Annotated in this window: 17 protein-coding genes and 1 pseudogene; 15 read left to right on the top strand and 3 right to left on the bottom strand. The window is 36.8% G+C overall.

What is annotated here, in order from left to right; translation table 11 throughout:
* Positions 1-68: 68 nt before the first annotated feature.
* The 11 genes from OSJ91_RS16750 to OSJ91_RS16700 all read left to right on the top strand — a co-directional run bounded on the left by OSJ91_RS16750 (position 69) and on the right by OSJ91_RS16700 (position 13,836).
* A complete protein-coding gene (locus tag OSJ91_RS16750) occupies positions 69-827 on the top strand; it encodes a carbohydrate ABC transporter permease (RefSeq protein WP_350302896.1) in 759 nt (252 codons plus the stop codon).
* Between the two features lie 366 nt (positions 828-1,193).
* Positions 1,194-2,096 carry an ROK family protein gene (locus OSJ91_RS16745; protein WP_350299233.1) on the top strand — a complete coding sequence of 301 codons (903 nt, stop codon included), beginning with the start codon at positions 1,194-1,196 and terminating at the stop codon, positions 2,094-2,096.
* 19 nt (positions 2,097-2,115) lie between these two features.
* Positions 2,116-3,282, top strand: coding sequence for an AgaS family sugar isomerase (locus tag OSJ91_RS16740; protein WP_434167243.1), 1,167 nt, complete (start codon positions 2,116-2,118; stop codon positions 3,280-3,282).
* A gap of 330 nt (positions 3,283-3,612) precedes the next feature.
* On the top strand, positions 3,613-4,548 hold the full coding sequence (gene lacC, locus OSJ91_RS16735) for a tagatose-6-phosphate kinase (RefSeq protein ID WP_485890092.1): 936 nt from the start codon (positions 3,613-3,615) through the stop codon (positions 4,546-4,548).
* 13 nt (positions 4,549-4,561) lie between these two features.
* Positions 4,562-5,548: a tagatose-bisphosphate aldolase gene (gene lacD, locus OSJ91_RS16730; protein WP_350299230.1), complete on the top strand. Its 987-nt coding sequence runs from the start codon at positions 4,562-4,564 to the stop codon at positions 5,546-5,548.
* A 566-nt stretch (positions 5,549-6,114) separates the two neighbouring features.
* The gene (gene agaV, locus OSJ91_RS16725) at positions 6,115-6,594 is read left to right on the top strand and encodes a PTS N-acetylgalactosamine transporter subunit IIB (protein WP_251542738.1); all 480 of its coding nucleotides are present in this window, start codon (positions 6,115-6,117) and stop codon (positions 6,592-6,594) included.
* A 41-nt stretch (positions 6,595-6,635) separates the two neighbouring features.
* On the top strand, positions 6,636-7,412 hold the full coding sequence (gene agaW / locus OSJ91_RS16720; protein ID WP_350299229.1) for a PTS N-acetylgalactosamine transporter subunit IIC: 777 nt from the start codon (positions 6,636-6,638) through the stop codon (positions 7,410-7,412).
* Positions 7,402-8,217 (top strand): PTS system mannose/fructose/sorbose family transporter subunit IID, encoded by an 816-nt coding sequence (locus OSJ91_RS16715; protein WP_350299228.1) that lies wholly within the window; start codon positions 7,402-7,404, stop codon positions 8,215-8,217. The genes agaW and OSJ91_RS16715 overlap by 11 nt, the downstream gene beginning before the upstream one ends.
* A gap of 46 nt (positions 8,218-8,263) precedes the next feature.
* The gene (locus OSJ91_RS16710; protein ID WP_350299227.1) at positions 8,264-8,680 is read left to right on the top strand and encodes a PTS sugar transporter subunit IIA; all 417 of its coding nucleotides are present in this window, start codon (positions 8,264-8,266) and stop codon (positions 8,678-8,680) included.
* Positions 8,681-8,704: 24 nt separating this feature from the next.
* A complete protein-coding gene (gene nagA, locus OSJ91_RS16705; protein WP_485890091.1) occupies positions 8,705-9,853 on the top strand; it encodes an N-acetylglucosamine-6-phosphate deacetylase in 1,149 nt (382 codons plus the stop codon).
* Between the two features lie 56 nt (positions 9,854-9,909).
* Positions 9,910-13,836 (top strand): TIM-barrel domain-containing protein, encoded by a 3,927-nt coding sequence (locus OSJ91_RS16700; protein ID WP_485890090.1) that lies wholly within the window; start codon positions 9,910-9,912, stop codon positions 13,834-13,836.
* Between the two features lie 177 nt (positions 13,837-14,013).
* On the opposite strand, the gene OSJ91_RS16695 is transcribed toward OSJ91_RS16700, so the two are convergent.
* Positions 14,014-14,181 carry a hypothetical protein gene (locus OSJ91_RS16695; protein ID WP_350299224.1) on the bottom strand — a complete coding sequence of 56 codons (168 nt, stop codon included), beginning with the start codon at positions 14,179-14,181 and terminating at the stop codon, positions 14,014-14,016.
* Positions 14,182-14,546: 365 nt separating this feature from the next.
* A complete protein-coding gene (locus OSJ91_RS16690) occupies positions 14,547-15,365 on the bottom strand; it encodes a histidinol-phosphatase (protein WP_402937861.1) in 819 nt (272 codons plus the stop codon).
* 260 nt (positions 15,366-15,625) lie between these two features.
* Here OSJ91_RS16690 and OSJ91_RS16685 point away from each other — a divergent pair, with 260 nt between their 5' ends.
* The 4 genes and pseudogenes from OSJ91_RS16685 to OSJ91_RS16670 all read left to right on the top strand — a co-directional run bounded on the left by OSJ91_RS16685 (position 15,626) and on the right by OSJ91_RS16670 (position 17,987).
* On the top strand, positions 15,626-16,261 hold the full coding sequence (locus tag OSJ91_RS16685) for an FMN-dependent NADH-azoreductase (protein WP_485890089.1): 636 nt from the start codon (positions 15,626-15,628) through the stop codon (positions 16,259-16,261).
* An 80-nt stretch (positions 16,262-16,341) separates the two neighbouring features.
* Positions 16,342-16,505: pseudogene (locus OSJ91_RS16680) on the top strand (winged helix-turn-helix transcriptional regulator); the annotation flags it as partial.
* Positions 16,506-16,679: 174 nt separating this feature from the next.
* Positions 16,680-17,306 (top strand): fumarylacetoacetate hydrolase family protein, encoded by a 627-nt coding sequence (locus tag OSJ91_RS16675; RefSeq protein WP_485891916.1) that lies wholly within the window; start codon positions 16,680-16,682, stop codon positions 17,304-17,306.
* A gap of 252 nt (positions 17,307-17,558) precedes the next feature.
* The gene (locus OSJ91_RS16670; RefSeq protein WP_485890088.1) at positions 17,559-17,987 is read left to right on the top strand and encodes a MarR family winged helix-turn-helix transcriptional regulator; all 429 of its coding nucleotides are present in this window, start codon (positions 17,559-17,561) and stop codon (positions 17,985-17,987) included.
* A 362-nt stretch (positions 17,988-18,349) separates the two neighbouring features.
* On the opposite strand, the gene OSJ91_RS16665 is transcribed toward OSJ91_RS16670, so the two are convergent.
* Positions 18,350-19,699: an MFS transporter gene (locus tag OSJ91_RS16665; RefSeq protein WP_350299220.1), complete on the bottom strand. Its 1,350-nt coding sequence runs from the start codon at positions 19,697-19,699 to the stop codon at positions 18,350-18,352.
* Positions 19,700-19,837: the final 138 nt, after the last annotated feature.

Here is a 19,837-nt window from a genome sequence, read left to right as displayed (position 1 = left end):
GAACGAGACAGTTTGTAACAAGTAAGACATTCCTTATCCATTTCGTCCTTATTATAGGATCCGTGGCAATGGTCATGCCTTTTTTATGGATGATCTTAACCTCATTAAAAACCTATGCTGAATCTATTCATGTTCCGCCTGTTATAATTCCTAAGGATTTCCAATGGGGGAACTATATAGAGGTTTTTGGACTTCTGCCTTTTTTCAAATTTATGTTTAATACCTTTATAATTACGATCGTCCGGACAGCAGGCCAGCTATTTTTGTGTTCGTTAGCCGCCTATGCATTCGCTCGAATTGAATTTCCAGGCAGGAACATTCTGTTCATGTTAGCTTTATCGGTATTAATGGTACCAGGGCAAGTGTTTTTACTCCCGCAATATATGATTATGGTGGATCTTGGCTGGTTAAATACATTACAGGCGGTAATAGTACCAGGTCTGTTTAGTGCATTCGGTACGTTCCTGTTAAGGCAATTCTTTATGGGACTTCCAAAAGAACTAGAAGAGGCAGCCAGACTTGATGGCTGTAACCATTTTCAAATTTACTGGAAAGTAATGCTTCCCCTCGCGAAACCTGGGTTGATTGCTTTGGGCATTTTCACTACTCTTTGGAGCTGGAATGAATTGATGTGGCCAATGATCGTAAATAGTTCTCCTGAAGCAATGACACTTTCTGTCGGATTGTCATCGCTTCAAGGTCAATATTTAACAAACTATCCTATACTTATGGCAGGCTCCTTTTTAGCGATACTGCCAATGCTGATTTTATTTATCTTCTTGCAAAAACAATTTATTGAAGGAATTGCAGTAACAGGCGGAAAATAAATAGAAAAATGTACACGATTCAATAGGGGACTTAAACCTAAAATTAATTCTAGGACATCACAACTTGTTGGGTTGACCCAACAAGTTGTGATGGTGTAAAATAAATAAGTATAGATTGTAAGTATGGTTTTTGGAAGGCAGGCTTATTTAGACACTCTAATCCTGAACTTACGTTTTAAAAAAGCTCATAGTATTTTGGCTATGAGTTTTTATTAAAATAAACTTGTACCAACAACCCAACTATATAAAGGTGGTATAAAAATTCTGAATTAGTTGACTATTTTTGGGAGTGGGGAAAGACTATGAAGTGTTCGGAATCGTTTGTTCAAAAAGTAAACGATGGAGAGGAATAAGAGGTGCAGGAAAATGAAAAATGCAATCGGCATTGACATTGGAGGGACAAAAATTGCAGCGGGTATCATTACGGAATCGGGAGAATTGCTGAAGCGCGTGGATGTAAAAAGTGATCCTTCAGATCGGGAAAAAATGTTTGCCAGAGTTTTAGAAGCAGTGGAACAAGTTCTTGAAAAATCATCTTATTCCCTAGATGACATAGAGGGCATCGGTGTGGGTGTACCAGGTAAAGTTGATTGTGAAAATGGCGTAGCTATTTTTCAAAATAATTTACCTTGGAAACAGTTCCCCATCACTGCCCGTTTACGGGAGCAATTCGGACTCGAACAAATTAGTATTGACAATGATGTTTATATGGCGGCATTTGCCGAGTGGAAGGCAGCTCAGGTAAAGCGGAACGAGACATTTGTCTATGTGACTATTAGTACCGGAATCTCCTGTTCCATCATTCAAAATGGTTCATTTTTCAGGGGGGCAGGATTCGCCGGGGAACTTGGGTTGATACCGGTACTTTCGAAGGCAGACAATAAGGGAATTAAGCGATTGGAAAAAGTGGCTGCTGGGCCTGCCATCGAAAAGTTGGCGGAAAAGGAATTGCAAGTTGAAAATATTTCCACTAAAGAAGTTTTTGCAGGCTATGCAAATGGGACATGTGAATATCGCATCATTGAAGATGTGACTGACAACTTAGCTCAAGGACTTTATTCGATTTCCTGTTTATTGGATCCACATAAAATGGTTTTCGGAGGCAGTGTCATCGTAAATAATCCTTTTCTGCTTAAGTTAATGAAAGAAAAGCTAAAAAGCTACCAATTACCTGAACAACAACATATTTTAGGGCAAATGAGCATCAGCACATTGAAGCAAGATAACGGCGTCGTTGGTGCAGGTTTACGAGTTTTCGAGAGATTATAAAAAAGGAGAAGTGTTGGAGATGTTTACACTTGATAAAGAAAAATTAGTATCGTTAGGTGCATCGATTACAACAGAGGAAATCAAGCAACAACCTGTTTTATGGGATGAAACCTATTCATTATATAGAAAGAAACACGTAGAGATTCAAGCATTTTTGCAAAAACTGGCTGAGCAACATGAACGAATACGTGTCATTTTTACAGGTGCCGGAACTTCTGCCTATGTCGGTGATACTGTCACACCTTATTTAAAAGGAAAAGTGGATGAAAAAAAATGGGAATTGCTGAGTGTTCCGACTACCAATTTGGTGTCAAACCCCTATGAATTTTTAAAAGCAGATTTCCCAACCTTGTTGGTATCATTTGCTCGAAGCGGCAATAGTCCCGAAAGTGTAGCAGCCGTTGAATTAGCAGAACAAATCGTAACGAACTTCTACCAGTTAACGATTACTTGTGCTAATGATGGCGAGTTAGCGAAAAGGGCCAAAGGTGATGAACACAATCTTTTGTTATTGATGCCCGAAAAAGCCAATGATCAAGGCTTTGCCATGACCGGCAGCTACTCATGCATGACACTAACAACATTACTCATTTTTGATCCGCTGCCACTGGAGGAAAAAGGGTCAATTGTCCAGAAGATTCGCCAAATGGGTGAAAGTGTTATTCCTAGAGAAGAGGATATCCAAAAAATCATCGACCGTGATTTTGACCGGATCATTTATCTGGGCTCAGGAAGTTTTGAAGGCTTAGCGAGAGAATCGCAGTTAAAGGTATTAGAGCTAACGGCGGGAAAAATTGTTACAGCATTTGATTCGCCATTGGGATTCCGACACGGGCCTAAATCATTTGTCAATGAAAAAACGTTGGTTTTTGTTTTTGTTTCCAATCACCCTTATACACGTCAATATGATTTGGATATGTTAAATGAATTGCAGCGAGATAACATTGCCAACTATATTTGTGCCATTGAAGTCGATGGCAAATCCAGATTTGTTGGGAACACGTTTTTATTTGGCAGTGATGCTCAATCCGTACCGGATGTTTACCTGGCATTACCCTTTGTCATGGTTGGGCAAACTGTCTCACTGCTAGCTTCCGTAAAAGTCGGTAATACACCTGATTCACCTTCACCGACAGGAACGGTTAACCGTGTGGTGAAGGGAGTAACCCTATACGAATATAAGTAAAAGAAGGTATTTGAACGCTTTGTAATGAAGGGGAAACAAGCATATCAATATGTATTTTGCAGATTTGGTTTTTTCTTGAGGATAAGGTGGTAGCTCCTGTTTTGAGCCGATATTTATTAAGAGAAAAGACCCGATGTCGGCAATGAGGTAATGCCACTGCGGCAAAACCATTTATATGGCATGTAATGCACTTGCTAGGAGTGTTCAGTTCGAAAACAATTGTGGAAAATTGCTTAGGCTGCTGACTTTATCGAGTTAGTCCTGAGCTTGATTTAATCATGGCTTACATGGATGGTCAAGCCTAAACAACAACCAGAAAGAGTGATTACGATGATTTTAGCCGTAACAATGAATCCATCTGTCGATATTTCTTATCCGGTTGATGCATTCAAGTTTGATGATGTCAACCGGGTGGAAACGGTACGAAAAACGGCTGGTGGAAAAGGCTTGAATGTTGCCAGAGTGATTTCACAAATGGAAGGCGAGGTCTTGGCGACAGGTGTGTTAGGCGGAACGATTGGTGATTACATTGTTCAGGAATTAAATGATAGTAATATTCCCAATGACTTTTTGAGAATCGAAAAAGAATCAAGAAATTGTATCGCCATTCTTCATGAGGGAATGCAAACAGAGATTTTAGAATCTGGACCGACGTTATCCAAAGAAGAAGGGACAGCTTTTTTAGAGAAATTCGAATGCCTGCTCACAACCGCTTCCCTGGTTACGATTTCAGGAAGTTTACCGAAAGGGTTACCAACCCACTTTTATCGTAAAATGGTTGAAATCAGTTGTAATAAGGGAAAGCCCGTAATTGTTGATTCGTCAGGGGAAGAGTTAAAACAAGTCTTGAAACATGAGAAAAAACCTTTTGCCATCAAGCCGAATACTGCGGAATTGTCTCAGCTGTTGGGCTTCGAAACTGAAACTGGAAACATCGATTTGAAACAAACGTTAAACCATGAGATTTTTAAGGGGATTGAGTGGATTGTCGTGTCCGAGGGTGATAAAGGTGCCTTTGTCAGGCATGGGGATGATTATTATCAGGTTACGATTCCAAAAATAGATGTGGTTAATCCTGTAGGATCCGGAGATGCGACCGTTGCTGGGTTAGCTGTGGCACTGAACCGAAATCAAACGGTGGAGTCTGTACTGAAAACGGCTATGACCACAGGAATGTTGAATGCAATGGAAGCCGTAACTGGTTTTGTAAATATAAGAAAATTTAAAAAGTACTATGATTGCGTAAAAGTTAAAAAAATAGATTGATAGGAGAATGCCAATGTTAGATCTCACCAAAAATAAATTAGAAGCTCTTAAACGCTTATCGGATGAAAATGGCGTGATTGGAGCATTAGCCATCGATCAACGTGGCTCTTTGAAAAAAATGATTGCGTCTGGCGATGCAAATCTAGTGGGAGATGATGGTATCATCCGTTTCAAAGAATTGGTTTCTGAGGAATTAACACCATTTGCAACCGCTATACTTTTGGACCCAGAATATGGTCTGCCGGCAGCAAAGGTCCGCGATAAGAACGCAGGTTTATTAGTGGCCTATGAAAAAACCGGTTACGATGCCTCAGAAGTGGGCCGGTTGCCTGATTTATTACCGGAATGTTCAGTAAAACGTTTGAAGGAAGCCGGTGCTGATGCTATCAAATTCTTACTTTATTATGATGTAGATGAAGAAGAGAAAATTAATAACTATAAGCATGTCTATATGGAACGTGTTGGATCCGAGTGTGCGGCTGAGGATCTTCCATTTTTCTTGGAAATTGTCACTTATGATGCGGAAAATAATGATGTAAAAAGTAAAGAGTACGCAAAAGTGAAACCGAATAAAGTGATCAGGGCCATGAAGGAGTTCTCCAAACCTCAATATCAAGTTGATGTGTTGAAAGTTGAAGTTCCGATAGATATGAACTTTGTGGAAGGTTATGCAGAAGGCGAAACTGTTTATAGTAAAGAAGAAGCTGCCTTTCTTTTCAAAGAACAGAGTGAAGCAACAGAACTGCCGTTTATTTTCTTGAGTGCAGGTGTAAGTGCAAAACTATTCCAAGAAACATTGAAATTTGCCAGAGAATCCGGTTCTACCTTTAACGGTGTGTTATGTGGCCGGGCAACATGGAAAGATGGTGTGGCATCATTTGCTATTAGTGGAGAACAAGCAGGCCGTGCCTGGTTACAAGATACAGGTAAAAGAAATATTGAAGAACTGAATGTAGTATTGAAAGAGACAGCCAGTTCCTGGTTCGAGAAAGTAAAATAAGGATTCAATATAAGCTCCGTGTTTTTTAATGAAAACAGGAACTAGAGGTAAAAAAGTGATTCATCAACTGGGTCAATAAATAATGAATCAAGCGGTTGTCACTCAATTAATTGAAGGAAAGTTTCAATGCCTTCAATCAAATCCTGTCGCTCCTGCTTTAGTTTAACGAAGTTGAAGCTGCCGAGGGGGCTTACCGTGAAATCCCTGAGTTACTCGAGGAAAAATGATTGAACATGCGTGTGCTCAGGGATCATGAAAGATAATTTTGATGTGAAGAAATTTATTAATGTATATGGCCACTCGTCCTTTTATTAAATATATCTACAGAATCCGGGGTCTGCAACCCAGTATTTCCATGAGTTCATTGACTGCTTTTTTTCATTTGCATTGCAAACGCTTTCAATTGTTAAGGGATATTATTGGTAATGATGAGCGTTTAGTAGATTCTATAACAGGAAGTATTGAGGCAATTTTCTTCTTTAACTCTTAGAATTCGTACTTTGAAGCCAATTGGAATTCAAATCTTAAAATGTCGTAAAATCTCATTTATGAAAGGAAGAAATTTTATGTCAGCTCCAAATATTTTATTAACCAGAATCGATAATCGTTTAATACATGGTCAAGTGGGGGTTACATGGGTCAACCATCTGGGGGCAAACTTAATTGTCGTTGCAAATGACAAGGTATCCACAGATGAAATTCAACAAAATTTAATGGATATGGTATTGCCTGATGTTATTCAATCACGCTATTTTTCATTACAAAAAACGATTGACGTCATTCATAAAGCGTCTTCTCGTCAAAAAATATTCTTAGTTGTAAAAGATGTGCATGATGCATTGGCGCTAAAGGAAGGCGGAGTGCAAATTGAGCAGTTGAATATTGGAAATATGCATTATGAAGAAGGGAAAAAACAGATTTCCTCTACTGTATCTGTTGATGAAAAAGATATCGCTGCATTTAAACGTTTGGGAGAACTAGGCGTGAAGTTAGATTTAAGAAGAGTACCAAGCGAAAAGGGACTAAATATATTAGATTTATTTTAAAAGAATAGCGGATTAAAGTAAATTTTAGGGGGGGATAACTTATGTTAGTCGAAGCATTATTAATTGCTTTATGGGCTGGGATTATCGGTGTCGATCTATTTAATGGATTAACCCATATTCACCGTCCGGTAGTTACGGGACTTGTAGTTGGTCTAATTTTAGGGGACGTTCAGACTGGTTTAATAGTTGGAGGAACTTTGGAGTTAATATGGATGGGTATGGTGCCGCTTGCTGGTGCACAGCCACCGAACGTTGTTATTGGGGGAGTGATTGGAACAGCATTTGGTATTATTGCTGGTCAGGACCCAAAAGTTGCAGTTGGGGTGGCAATACCGTTTGCTGTAGCAGTACAAGGGTTAATTACCTTGTTTTTCACATTATTTGCACCAATGATGCACAAAGCCGATCAATATGCACTAGAAGCAAATTATAAAGGGATTGAACGAATAAATTATTTAGGCTTGTTCATTCTGTTTACATTTTATGCAGTTATAGCGTTTTTACCCATTTTCTTTGGAGCGGAAAAAGCATCAGGATTTGTTGAAACAGTACCACAATGGATTATTGGCGGATTGTCCATAGCCGGAGGGATTATGCCAGCCATTGGATTTGCGATGTTATTGAAAATTATGATGAAAGTCGAATATATCATGTTCTTTATTATAGGATTTGTCGCAGCAGCTTATTTAGAAATGCCAATTTTGGCAATCGCATTAATTGGTTTGGCAATCGCCTTGTATGATTTTTACCAAAACAAAGAAAAACAAGGTCCAGATAAATATCAGCCTAGTGAGGAGGAAATCACCGATGGCATCTAATCACTATGAAGATGAAACTGAAGCTCCGGATTTACAACAGAAGCAATTACGAATCCTAGTATGGCGTTCTTTACTATTACAAGCATCTTTTAACTATGAACGTATGCAATCGGCCGGATGGCTTTACTCCATTTTACCAGGTCTAAGGCATATTCATAAAAATAAAAAAGATTTAAGTAAATCAATGAAAGACCATATGGAATTCTTTAATACGCATCCGTTTTTAGTAACATTTATTATGGGCGTGATTTTAGCCATGGAACAAAAGAAAGAAGATAGAGAGGCTATTCGTGGTATTCGTGTTGCTATGATGGGTCCGCTTGGCGGTATAGGGGATGCATTGTTTTACCTTACTTTACTACCGATAACAGCGGGAATAGGTGCTTCATTAGCGGTAGAAGGGAACCCCCTTGGACCGATTGTATTTCTAATCTCATTTAATATTATTCACTTTGGTGTCCGGTTCGGATTAATGAACTATGGATATAAAACAGGTGTTAAAGCAATTGTGAAATTAAAAGATGGTACAAAATTCGTTTCCCGCGCTGCATCAATTGTAGGTTTGACAGTAGTTGGCGGATTAATTGCCACTTATGTTGCATTTAACGTTAAATATGTTTGGAAATCCGGAGACGCAAAATTAAATATCCAATCAGATGTATTAGATATGATCATGCCAGCGATGCTGCCGTTATTATATACGTTACTAATGTACTGGTTACTTAAAAAGGGGCGTTCTCCTTTAATGCTGATTGGCCTAACTGTTGTAGTCGGTTTAATAGGATCTTACTTTAATATCTTATAATTTTAATATTTTACACAAAAAATACTGATAAGAGAGGATGAAATGAATGATTGGAATTGTGCTAACAGGACATGGTTCTTTTCCAACTGGAATGCTTGAGTCGGTCCAGTTAATTGCTGGAGAAATAAAGCAAGTAGAGGTTATTCCATTTGAAGAAGATGTAACAATTTTAGAGCAAGTTTTATTTAAAGCTATTGACAATGTAGAAACAGGAGCAGGAGTGGTATGTTTTACAGACTTAGCGGGTGGAACTCCATTTAATGTGTGTTCTAGGATTGCTTCAGATAAAGATAATATTCGGGTAGTAGCTGGAACAAACTTACCTATGTTGTTGAGCGGATTTTTTCACCGAGAACTCAGTCTCGATGCATTTATCGATAAAATCTTAAAAGATGGTAAAGAGAATATAAAGGAATTTAAAAAAATACAGCAACAAACAGAAGAAGATGTAGCTGGAATATAAGCATAAAAAGGAAGCGTATAAAAGGTGAAATATTATATCAAAGCAGAACGATATTTAATGGAGAATAAAGAAAAAACAGGTGGATATTTGCAAGTGAGTAATGGATTGTTTGGTGAATTTTCAGAGACGGTTTCCCCAGATTCCGATGTGGTCGATTGGAGTGGACATACAATTGCCCCGGGTTTATTTGACACTCATATTCATGGAATCAAAGGTTATGACATAATGGACGGAACTATCGAAGCAGTTCAGGAAATCTCGAAAGCAATTTTACAACTTGGTGTTACGCGTTTTTTACCAACAACATTGACATCGTCTAAAACAGAATTGAATCAATCCATTTTCGCGATAACAGAAGCGGTCAGACAAGGACTGCCTGGCGCACAATCAGAAGGTATTTTTTTGGAAGGCCCCTACTTTTCCGAACAACATAAAGGAGCCCAAAATTCTATTTATTTTCGAGATCCGGATTTTAAGGAATTTCAAGAATTAAAGAGACTTTCAGAAGGAACTATTGTAAAAATTGCCCTAGCTCCTGAACGGGAAAACACGTTAGATTTTATTAATAATGTAAGTAAAGAAGGTGTATTTGTCTGCATAGCACATACGAACGCAAGTCATGATTGCTGTAAGAAGGCTATTAATGCGGGTGCCCAAAACTTTGTTCATTTATTTAACGGCATGTCAGGATTACATCATCGTAACCCAGGTGTGGTAGGTGCGGCATTAACGGATTCTAACACATTTGCTGAATTAATTTGTGATGGTTTTCATGTACATCCAGACATTGCAACATTGGCATTACGTGTTAAAGGGGACAAGCTTGTCCTAATTACGGACTGTATGCGCGCAGGGTTAATGCCTGATGGAGAATATCAACTAGGTGAATTCACTGTTGTAATGAAAGATGGTATGGCTCGAACAGAAACAGGATCATTAGCTGGTAGCACTTTGAAATTAATTGATGGAGTCAAAAATTTAAAAAGTTGGAGCAGTGAACCACTGTATAAAATATGGCACAGTGCTTCATTATCACCAGCAGCAAGCATAGGAAAAGATAAGAAATTCGGTAGCCTATCAAGTGGGAAAATAGCTGATTACGTAGTCCTGAATGAGAAGTTAGATGTTCTAGCCACAGCTGTTGATGGTGTAGTCAAGTATAGAAGAGGTTGAAATGAAGAAGACAAAAAAATAAGAGAATCATTAATTTGTAAGGGAGGCATATTTTGTTGAAAAGAAAAATGAAGATTGCTAATCTTGAAAAATTTGCAAGCTTGTTTTTATTAGTCATCTTATGTTTAATAATAGTTCCTTTAACTGGTAAAGCCTCGGACGATAAAATCTTAAATAATTCGGCTGTTGCTAATGAAACGTATAAGAAAATTGGCCTGGTAACGAAAATCCTAAAAGACGGAAATGATGTTTATCTTGATTTTTCAACAGGTGAAAAAATAAAAATTAGTTTCCTTAAGGACAACCTATTTAGATTGCACTTGGACCCAGCAGGAGATTTTCCAGAATATCCGACTCCAAATAAACCTGATCACGTCACAAAAATAATTGAAAAAAGTGTGCGCGATTACAATAAAGAATACGGAAAAATAAATGTGAAGGTTAATAAAAGCAATGCCAATTTTTATAAGATTTCTACAAAATCTGTAGAGTTAAGAATTGAAATTGCTACTTCAAAGATGAGCTTATATGATAAAACAAAATCCCAAGTTCTTTGGAGTGAAAAAGAGCCGCTTAAATATAATGATGAAAAAACATTGCAAACTCTTGATACAAAAGAGAATGAATATTTTTATGGTGGCGGACAACAAAATGGATACTATTCCCATAAAAATACTTCAATAAATATTGCGATTGGTGGCGGTTGGGATGCAGGTGCTGCTTCTAGTCCGGTTCCATTTTATTTAAGTACTGAAGGATATGGTGTAATGCGTAATACGTTTAAGCCAGGAGTTTATAATTTTTCTAAGACGGCCACCTTTTCTCATAATGAAAAAAGATTTGATGCTTATTATTTTGTCGAAGATTCAATTCCAGAGATCATTGGTGAATATACTGAATTAACCGGTAAAGCTGCTCTAATGCCGAAATATGGGTTTTATTTAGGGAAGGCGGATTGCTTTAACGGAACTCATAATGGTCATAAGGACCAAAGAACACTATTAAATAATGGACTAAATAATTTAAATGAATATGGCAGTAATGATATGCCTTTAGGTTGGTTTTTACCAAATGATGGGTATGGTTGCGGTTATGGCGGATTAGATAATTTAAAGAGTTTTGTCAAAGAAGCTAATGCGAAAGATGTTGAGGTAGGTTTATGGACACAAAGTAATCTATATCCAGATCCCGGATTACCAGAAGATAGCCCTTTACGCAGAGACCTTGACGGAGAAGTCCAAGCTGGTGTAAGAGCAATAAAGACTGATGTTGCATGGGTTGGACAAGGTTATTCAATGGCTTTAAATGCAACTCGTCAAGCAGCGGAAGGAATACAAAAAGCAGAAAACTCTCAAGGAGCACGTCCTTTCGTCATTTCACTTGATGGATGGGCAGGTACGCAACGTTATGCATCATTATGGTCTGGTGACCAATATGGAGGAGATTGGGAATATATTAGGATGCATATCCCAACTTACATTGGAGCAGGCTTGTCAGGTAATCCGAATGTCGGTTCAGATATGGATGGTATATTTGGCGGAGATAAAGTCATTCAGACACGAGATTACCAATGGAAGGCATTCACTCCTATTCAAATAGATATGGATGGATGGGCATCGTCAGGTAACGATTATAGTAAATCGAAAAATCCTTGGAATTATGGAGAACCATATGCATCCATTAATAGAATGTATCTAAAATTGAAAGCTCAAATGATGCCGTATATTTATACGATTGCAGAAGAATCAACATCAAAATCAATGCCCATGATTAGAGGGATGATGTTAGAATACCCTGATGATCCAAATACGTATGGTACAGAAACACAATATCAATATATGTGGGGACCTAATTTATTAGTGGCACCAGTATATAATGAAAATGATCATAGAGCTGGTGTAAGAAACGGAATTTACCTTCCAGATGAAAATCAAATTTGGATCGATTATTTTACAGGTGATCAGTATAAGGGTGGGTCAGTCATCAATAATTTTAGTGCTCCATTATGGAAGACCCCTGTATTTGTTAAGGCTGGTGCTATTATTCCAATGTCACCTGAAAACAATTCCATTAATCAATTGGATGGCTCTGATAATAGAATATTTGACGTGTACCCATCGGGTAAATCAAAATTCACATTATATGAGGATGATGGGGAAACCAATGAATATAAAAAGGATAAAAACACTAGAACCAATATCACTTCAGATGTTAAAGGTGAAAGAGTTGTTATAACTGTTGGGAAGGCAAAAGGAAAAGGATATACTGGCATAGTCAGGAATAAAGGTACAGAATTCATTGTAAATACACGTAAAAATCCAAAGAAAATATCTGTTAAAGTTGGAGGTAAAGATGTTGTATTAAGAAAAGTCACAACTGAAGAAGAATACAAAAGTTCTGATAATGTATATTTCTTTAATGAAAATCCATCCTTTAATAAATTTTCTACAAAGGGTTCAGAATTTGAAAAAACGAAGATTACTACATCACCTAAACTCTATGTTAAGGTTGGGAAAACTAATGTTTCAGCAAATACCATTAAATTAATAGTAGATGGTTTCAATAATACCGAAGTTAAGGATGTAGTGGATGAAGCAGTACCAAATGTTCCAACAGGCCTGGGAGCAAAAGATGAAAATATTACGGATAAAAGTATCAAATTAAATTGGGATGAAGTTGATGGTAACAATACTTATGATTTATTGATTAATGGTGTAATCTATACAAATGTATTTAAGGCAACCGATGGTGAACAAGTACCTTTCTATGTTCATTCAGGTTTAACAGCTGATACAGAATATTCTTACAGAGTTAGAGCAGCAAATTCAAAGGGAGTATCAAATTGGAGTGATGAAGTTAAAGCTAGAACAAAGCTTGATCGATATCGAAACGTACCTAAGAATATGACAGCAAAAGTAAGTAGTGAACAACCGGGCAGTGAAGGGTCTAAAGCTGTGGATGGTGACGATAATACTTTATGGCATACTGAATGGTCTGATGGAAATGTATTGCCTCATACCTATGAAATTGATATGAAGTTAGCTTACCAATTAGATAAGCTAGAGTATCTTCCAAGACCTGATGCTGGAAATGGAACCATCTTAAAATATAATTTAGATGTCAGTTTAGATGGTAAAACGTACAAAAATATTATCACTAATGGAACGTTCGAAAGAAATAAAGATGTTAAAACCATTTCCTTTAACGATAATGTGACAGCTAGATACATCAAGTTGACAATTAATGATGCTGTAGGGAAATTTGGTTCTGCACAAGAATTTAGACCATATAAAAAAGATAAAACAGTTGGAACGGTTGTGGGTGAAAATATACCAAATGGTGCAATTGATGATGAAGATCTACTATTCTTTGCTAGCTACATGGGTGTTGATACAACAGATACAGCATGGAATCAGGTATCGAAGGTTGATATTAATTACAATGGGGTAATTGATGCTTATGATTTAATGTATGTAGCAGGACAGCTAGGAAAAACACCACTTATACCAACTGGTAGGTCAATTGCTGGTTTACTGGATATTAGACCTAATAAACAACAGTTAAAGGCAGGAGAAGAATTTTTAGTGGAAATAATTGGAGCGGAATTGAAGGATATCAATGCCTTTAATTTAGAGTTGAAGCTAGATCCCACTAAGTATGAATTGGTTAAAGAATGTCAACCAGAAGGTACATGTGATTCAAGTATTGTTCAACCAACCAATGTAACTAAGGGTATGTTAAATTACTCTATACTTGCAGGTATAGGAAATACAGAGCAGCGGATTATGGCGGCATTTTCCCATAAAGGATCTCAACAAACATTAGAGGGTAGAAATACATTAGCCACCATAAGGCTTAAGGCTAAAAAAGATATTGATTTTGATATGTCAATAACAAGGTCCTTACTGGTTAATACAGCTTTTGACTCAATTGATAAAATTGGAGAAGTGTTAATTCCAGAAGAACCTGGTGAGATAGACTAACCTGAAGAGCCAAAGGAATATCATTAACGAAAAGGGCGCTTGAATTTAATAAAAGGAAAGCACATATTAGACGTGACTAATATGTGCTCTTCTTTTTAGGAATTTATAATGTTTTAGGTCTTGAAATCTAATGCATTAAACCATGTTCTGAAGGTATATTGAATAAGGAAGTATAAATTAAAGATACCCATTTAATACTGTGCCAAAAAGATCGAATTCAGGATCTTTTGACGGAGTTATTGGAGGGGCTTCGGATCGCCCTATTGAAGAGTTGAAAACAGGCTTACCTTCATCTGACTCTACAGAGTTTTCGTCATTCTTTTTATACAATGGGTTATCGATCATACCCAAATCAACTCCTTTTAATAAGATTAACGAATGGTAAGTTATTAATTCCCTAAAGATATTGATTTTATGCTAAAAAATATTGCGATGACTGGGATTCGTTGAAATGAACGGGTAAAACTTGTAACCAATCGTTTATTAGGATGCATAATGATTATTTTATGTTCAAAAAAAAGATTGGTACCGATTCTTTAAGTGTAATGAAATTCCAAGCAGGATCATTATTGAAATCTGTACATTATTTTTTAGTGCATCGCCCTTCTTAGTAGCAAAAGGGTTGAAAAACATCATTCCTTCCCTCCGATACACATTGTTACAGGACTCTCAAGCTATTGGAAAAGTTCTATTCCTTTTGACAAAGAAGATCAAAGTGGAGTGAGAATCCTTTGCTTGTTAACAAAGTAAGCCCACTCAGAAAAGCCGATTTCCTTTAGTCTTTTTTTTACTAGTTCAAATTCATCACAAATACGTTCAGGTGTATGCGAATCTGATCCAAATGTTACCTTCACATTATAGAAAAGAGCTCGTTCTAAAATGTCATCTGCTGGATACCATCCACCACAATCTTTTGTTTTACCAGAGGTATTGATCTCAATGGCGATATCTTCTTGACTAATGATTTTTAACGTTCTTTCAATACTGTCTGTCTCAATGGAAGAAAAGGATGGGTAAAACCCTTTCATTGCATCAATATGGCCTAAGATTTGAAACACTCCGCTTTTTGCAGATTTCTGTATTAATTCATAGTATTCATCCTTTATTCTTGACTGTTCTTTAGAGGTCAAACCATTCCAACGCCCTCTTTTAAAAATGCTAATATCTTGAACATAATGAACAGATCCAATAATGTAGTCAAAAGGGTGTAAAAGATATTGATCACGGTAGACTTCAATGTGATCAGGGAAGAAATCACTTTCCATTCCTAATAACACGTGAATTTTGCCTGCATATTTCTCTTTTAAGCGAAGTACTTCTTCAATATAAGGAACAAGTTCACTTTTTGCCATTGCAATAGTTGGGTAGAGATGGTCTTCCTCACTATAAAAATATGGAGAATGATCAGAAATCCCAATATAATGCAAACCATATTCAATGGCTTGCTTTACATAATCCTCAATTGTACCGATAGCATGTCCACAGCGTTGATGGTGAGTGTGCAGATCAAATTTTATTGAATTCGTCATTCCTTAGGCCTCCTAAAATGAACCAGGTTGTTTTGTTTTATCATATCCAAAAATCACACTCTTTCCCACGAATTGAATTTCAATTGCCTAGGAAATATGAAAAAAGTTTGGTAATACCCCTTCAAAAAAATTTCTTTTTAACAATTTAATCTTATACCTATCAATTAAAGATATTTTAGTTCGAGTAATTGTATAAGTGTTGAATTTCCTAGGCAAAATAAAATGTTCAAATATGTAAAAGGAAAGGAAGGATATATAGAATGACAAAAGTATTGTACATCACGGCTCATCCTCATGATGACAAGCAATCTTACAGTATGGCCGTTGGAAAAGCATTTCTTGACACTTATAAAGAAGTAAATCCTAGCCATGAAGTTGTGAATATTGACCTTTATAAAGAAAATATTCCTGAAATTGATGTGGATGTTTTCAGTGGTTGGGGGAAACTTCAATCTGGAAAGGGTTTTGAAGAACTCTCGTCGGAAGAGAAAGCAAAAGTTAGTCGACTTTCAGAGTTATGTGAGCAATTTATAGCGGCGGATAAATATATATTTGTAACGCCTTTATGGAATTTCTCGTTTCCGCCAGTAATGAAGGCATATATTGATTCCGTTGCAGTTGCAGGTAAATCATTTAAATACACCGAACAAGGCCCAGTTGGTCTTTTAACTGATAAGAAAGCCTTGCATATTCAAGCTCGTGGTGGTATTTATTCAGAAGGACCGGCAGCTGAAATGGAAATGGGTCACCGATATCTAAATATCATAATGCAATTCTTCGGAGTGCCTTCCTTTGAAGGTTTATTCGTTGAAGGACATGCAGCAATGCCTGATAAAGCACAAGAAATAAAAGAAAATGCAATAGCACGATCAAAAGATTTAGCTTCTACTTTTTAAATCAAAGAGTCAACAACTTGTTGGCTCTTTTTTTGTCATAATTAAATATAATTATGTGGATTTATTCTACTTCACCAATCATGGCGCATTTCTCTAAAAAAGGAGTATCTTGCATTAACTATCCAAAAAGTCGAATCACGATGAAAGAATTGGGGGAGAAAGTCCATTTGACTGGTCAAGCAGTGCATCTGGAGTTGCCAAATTAGAGGATAATGGAGTGATTGAGGGGTATACCATTTCAATTTGGATTTCTTTATAATAAGTATAACGGTTGTATAAAAAATCAGAAAAATATAAAATGTATTTAAATAAGAGTTTTTTTTCATTTACTGAAACAATCATAAAATTGTAATTTTGGAGACTATAAAACAACTACCTTTCGAATCATTAAATTATTAAGAAAAGAGTGAGTTTTATGATGAAAGACATTAAAAATATCTATTGTGTAGGTCGAAACTATGCCTTGCATGCAAAAGAATTGAATAATGAAATACCAACTTCCCCTTTTTTATTTTCAAAACCGACTCATTCGCTCGTGGAAGCAAACGGTCAGTCAATTACGTTGCCGGGTAATCAGGGTTCCGTTCACTTTGAAACTGAACTTGTCATACATATCGCAAAACAGTTCGACACAGGAATGAAAGTAGATGAAATAGTAGATTCCATGGCCATTGGGTTGGATTTAACACTTAGAGATGTTCAATCACAGTTAAAACAAAAACAGCATCCTTGGCTTTTGGCTAAAGGATTCAAAAATTCGGCAGTTGTTAGTGATTTTATTCCGTTTCCAGGTGTCGAAGCTTGTGAACAATCCGACTTTTCCCTTTTAAAAAATGGAGAGCGTGTACAAGTCGGAAATATTAAAGAATTACTTTTTGATTTGCAAACCATCATAGAATTTACAGCAGAGCATTTTGGGCTCGGGAAGGGAGATATAATTTTTACCGGTACTCCAAGTGGCGTCGGTCCTCTTTCAGATCAAGACAAGCTTTCACTTAACTGGGGTGGAAATGAAATAGGAACCTGTTCAGTTACAATGCGTTAATGAAAAAAAGCAGTCATTTTGTCTGCTTTTTTTTATGGAATAACTCAATCTTAGACAAAAAGAAGAAACTCGTCTAAAATGAGAAGAACCATATAACATACATGGAAACGGCCAATATGGCACGCACTTTTTCAAATAAGTTTGACCATTAAATTCTGGCTTTGGAGTATTTTAGAACTATTTATATGCCTTATGAAAATCAATTAAAGTGCCATATTTTAATTATATAGGATAGAACAGGGTGGAATGTGCATGAAAAACAACCAAGAAAAGAAGTATTTAGATAATTGGCTATCTCTTACTAGTATTCAAATGAGCATTACGAATGAGCTGGAAAGTGCTTTGCAAAAAAAGCATAACCTGTCGTTAAAAGAGTTTTACGTTCTTTACTTTTTATCGAAAACAAGCGATAAACAATTGAGGCTACAACAATTACAGGAGATGGTAGGATTAAGTCAAAGTGCTATATCCAGGCTGGTAATCAGGCTAGAAGCAAAAAGCTGTGGCGTATTACAAAGGCAAATATGCGAAGATGATCGACGAGGCATCTACACACGTTTAACCACATTAGGTGAAGAAAAACTACAAATTTCCTTAAATACTGTTCATGAAATTCTGCACTCTGCTCTTTCAAAAGGAAATCTTCAAGATGAATTACAATCCTTAATCCAGAAATTATAATATGGTTCTTATAATTTTAAGTGATAAGTGAAGGCGGTTATTTCTATATATCTTAGATAGGAATATACCTTTAGCCCAGTAAGGTAAATAAGATCTGATCGGTTGAGAAGTTGTTTAAGCTTATTTAAATGCACTCGCATGCATTTTGGTGGTTAAATGTAAGCGCATGCATATAAAGAATGAATTTGTTTAAGAGTTAGGACATTTAAGAGTAGTTAAACAGTTGCTATGTATATGTATCCTATTTGTACATGAAAGCATGATAGAGGAAAGGTACTGCAGCATAATAGCCAGCTAGAAACAGTCACAATCTGTTCCTCTAGCTGGCACTTGCTGTTGTTTTTTAAAAATGCGTCATTCCTTTAAACTTTCTTTCCGGTATTGCTTGCATCACTAAGTGTAAGGGATTTAGTTTCGGGAGCCCAAGCTATTGATACAACTGCTCCAATAATAAGTACAGCTGTGAGACAAAACATTGTAAATTGGATTCCGAAATTTGCTATCCCCATTGGCAATAGGAATGTACCGATTGCTGATCCTAATCTACTTATTGATGTTGCAAGTCCAACACCAGTAGATCTGATTTCTGTTGGAAAGCTCTCGGCTGGAAATACCCCAACCAAGTTGCTGACAGCAGACATAATCAAGGTAAAGACGGCAAAAGAAATTATCATCAGTACTGTTGCACTGCTAGGTAAAACACTTAATAGAGAAAGAGTGACGATCAAAACAATAAAAGAGGAAATTAAGAATCCTCTACGGGAAAATTTAACCGTTAACCAAATACCTAAAATTGCACCTACTATAAGTAGACCATTTAATAGGAAATCTGTGCCATAGCCTTCACTCAGTCCGATTGCATCGAGAATACTTGGCAAAAATGTGTAAATGGCGAAGTATGGGATAACGAGACAAACGAAAAATATACAATTGAAAGCAGTGCGTTTTCTTATATCTTTTCGGAATAAAGTTGCAATACTGCTATTCGTTTGTACTGGTCTTTCATCATCAAGTACAATATTGGGGCCGACATGCTTCTTGACAATTTCTCGGGCTTCATCAATCCGTCCTTTACTAATCAGCCACCTTGGTGACTCAGGCGTACCCATTCGCAAAATCAAAATGATTACAGCTGGAATCGCAGACGAAGCAAGCATCCATCGCCAAGCATCTGGTGCGGAGTCTACAGCGAGTATGCCAATCAAGTTTGCCGCTACGTATCCAAATGTCCAGACTACACTAAAAGATCCTAATAACACACCTCGATGTTTACGCGGTGAAAATTCAGCTAACATCGTGTGTCCTACGCTATAATCGCCTCCAAGTCCGATTCCAAGCAAAATTCTATAAAATACAAGTTCCATCGGGCTGTCTGCGAAAAACTGTAAAATGGATGCAGCGGTAATGACGATAAAACTAAAAACAAATATTTTCTGTCTTCCTACATAATCAGATATCCATCCTAAAACCAAACTTCCTAGAAAAAGCCCTATTAAAGCAGAACTTCCGATTAACCCGATCCAAAATGGCGTTAAATTCATTTGAGGTGTCAGCAAAGATAGAGCAAATGCAATAATCCCTAAAATATATCCATCAGTGAAATGAGCCCCGAACGTAAGACCTGCAATTTTAATATGAAATTTGTTTAATGGTGCATCATCTAATTTAATTACACCGACATTATCATTGAGTGCTGCATTATTGTTTCCCATTGAATCTCCTCCTGATTAAAAATTGTGCTAGACCGTGACGGTTACTTGAGAATTAAAAGTGGTATATGAAGCGGCTTATAGAGGGAAGCGTTTTCATTATAGGGGATTGTGGTTTGTTCATAATATGAACTTTAGGTG

It is taken from the genome of Bacillus sp. T-10(2022), assembly GCF_056502895.1.
The sequence above is the reverse complement of the archived record's forward strand: the minus strand, read 5'-3'. Positions and strand labels throughout refer to the sequence as shown.

Coding starts and splice junctions, on each gene's coding strand:
- OSJ91_RS16715 (WP_350299228.1), top strand. CDS start 7,402: ATGGCATCTAATCACTATGAAGATGAAACTGAAGCTCCGGATTTACAA.
- OSJ91_RS16685 (WP_485890089.1), top strand. CDS start 15,626: ATGACAAAAGTATTGTACATCACGGCTCATCCTCATGATGACAAGCAA.
- OSJ91_RS16675 (WP_485891916.1), top strand. CDS start 16,680: ATGAAAGACATTAAAAATATCTATTGTGTAGGTCGAAACTATGCCTTG.
- OSJ91_RS16670 (WP_485890088.1), top strand. CDS start 17,559: ATGAAAAACAACCAAGAAAAGAAGTATTTAGATAATTGGCTATCTCTT.
- OSJ91_RS16665 (WP_350299220.1), bottom strand. CDS start 19,699: ATGGGAAACAATAATGCAGCACTCAATGATAATGTCGGTGTAATTAAA.
- agaW (WP_350299229.1), top strand. CDS start 6,636: ATGTTAGTCGAAGCATTATTAATTGCTTTATGGGCTGGGATTATCGGT.
- OSJ91_RS16740 (WP_434167243.1), top strand. CDS start 2,116: ATGTTTACACTTGATAAAGAAAAATTAGTATCGTTAGGTGCATCGATT.
- agaV (WP_251542738.1), top strand. CDS start 6,115: ATGTCAGCTCCAAATATTTTATTAACCAGAATCGATAATCGTTTAATA.
- OSJ91_RS16710 (WP_350299227.1), top strand. CDS start 8,264: ATGATTGGAATTGTGCTAACAGGACATGGTTCTTTTCCAACTGGAATG.
- OSJ91_RS16745 (WP_350299233.1), top strand. CDS start 1,194: ATGAAAAATGCAATCGGCATTGACATTGGAGGGACAAAAATTGCAGCG.
- lacC (WP_485890092.1), top strand. CDS start 3,613: ATGATTTTAGCCGTAACAATGAATCCATCTGTCGATATTTCTTATCCG.
- OSJ91_RS16695 (WP_350299224.1), bottom strand. CDS start 14,181: ATGATCGATAACCCATTGTATAAAAAGAATGACGAAAACTCTGTAGAG.
- OSJ91_RS16750 (WP_350302896.1), top strand. CDS start 69: ATGGTCATGCCTTTTTTATGGATGATCTTAACCTCATTAAAAACCTAT.
- lacD (WP_350299230.1), top strand. CDS start 4,562: ATGTTAGATCTCACCAAAAATAAATTAGAAGCTCTTAAACGCTTATCG.
- OSJ91_RS16690 (WP_402937861.1), bottom strand. CDS start 15,365: ATGACGAATTCAATAAAATTTGATCTGCACACTCACCATCAACGCTGT.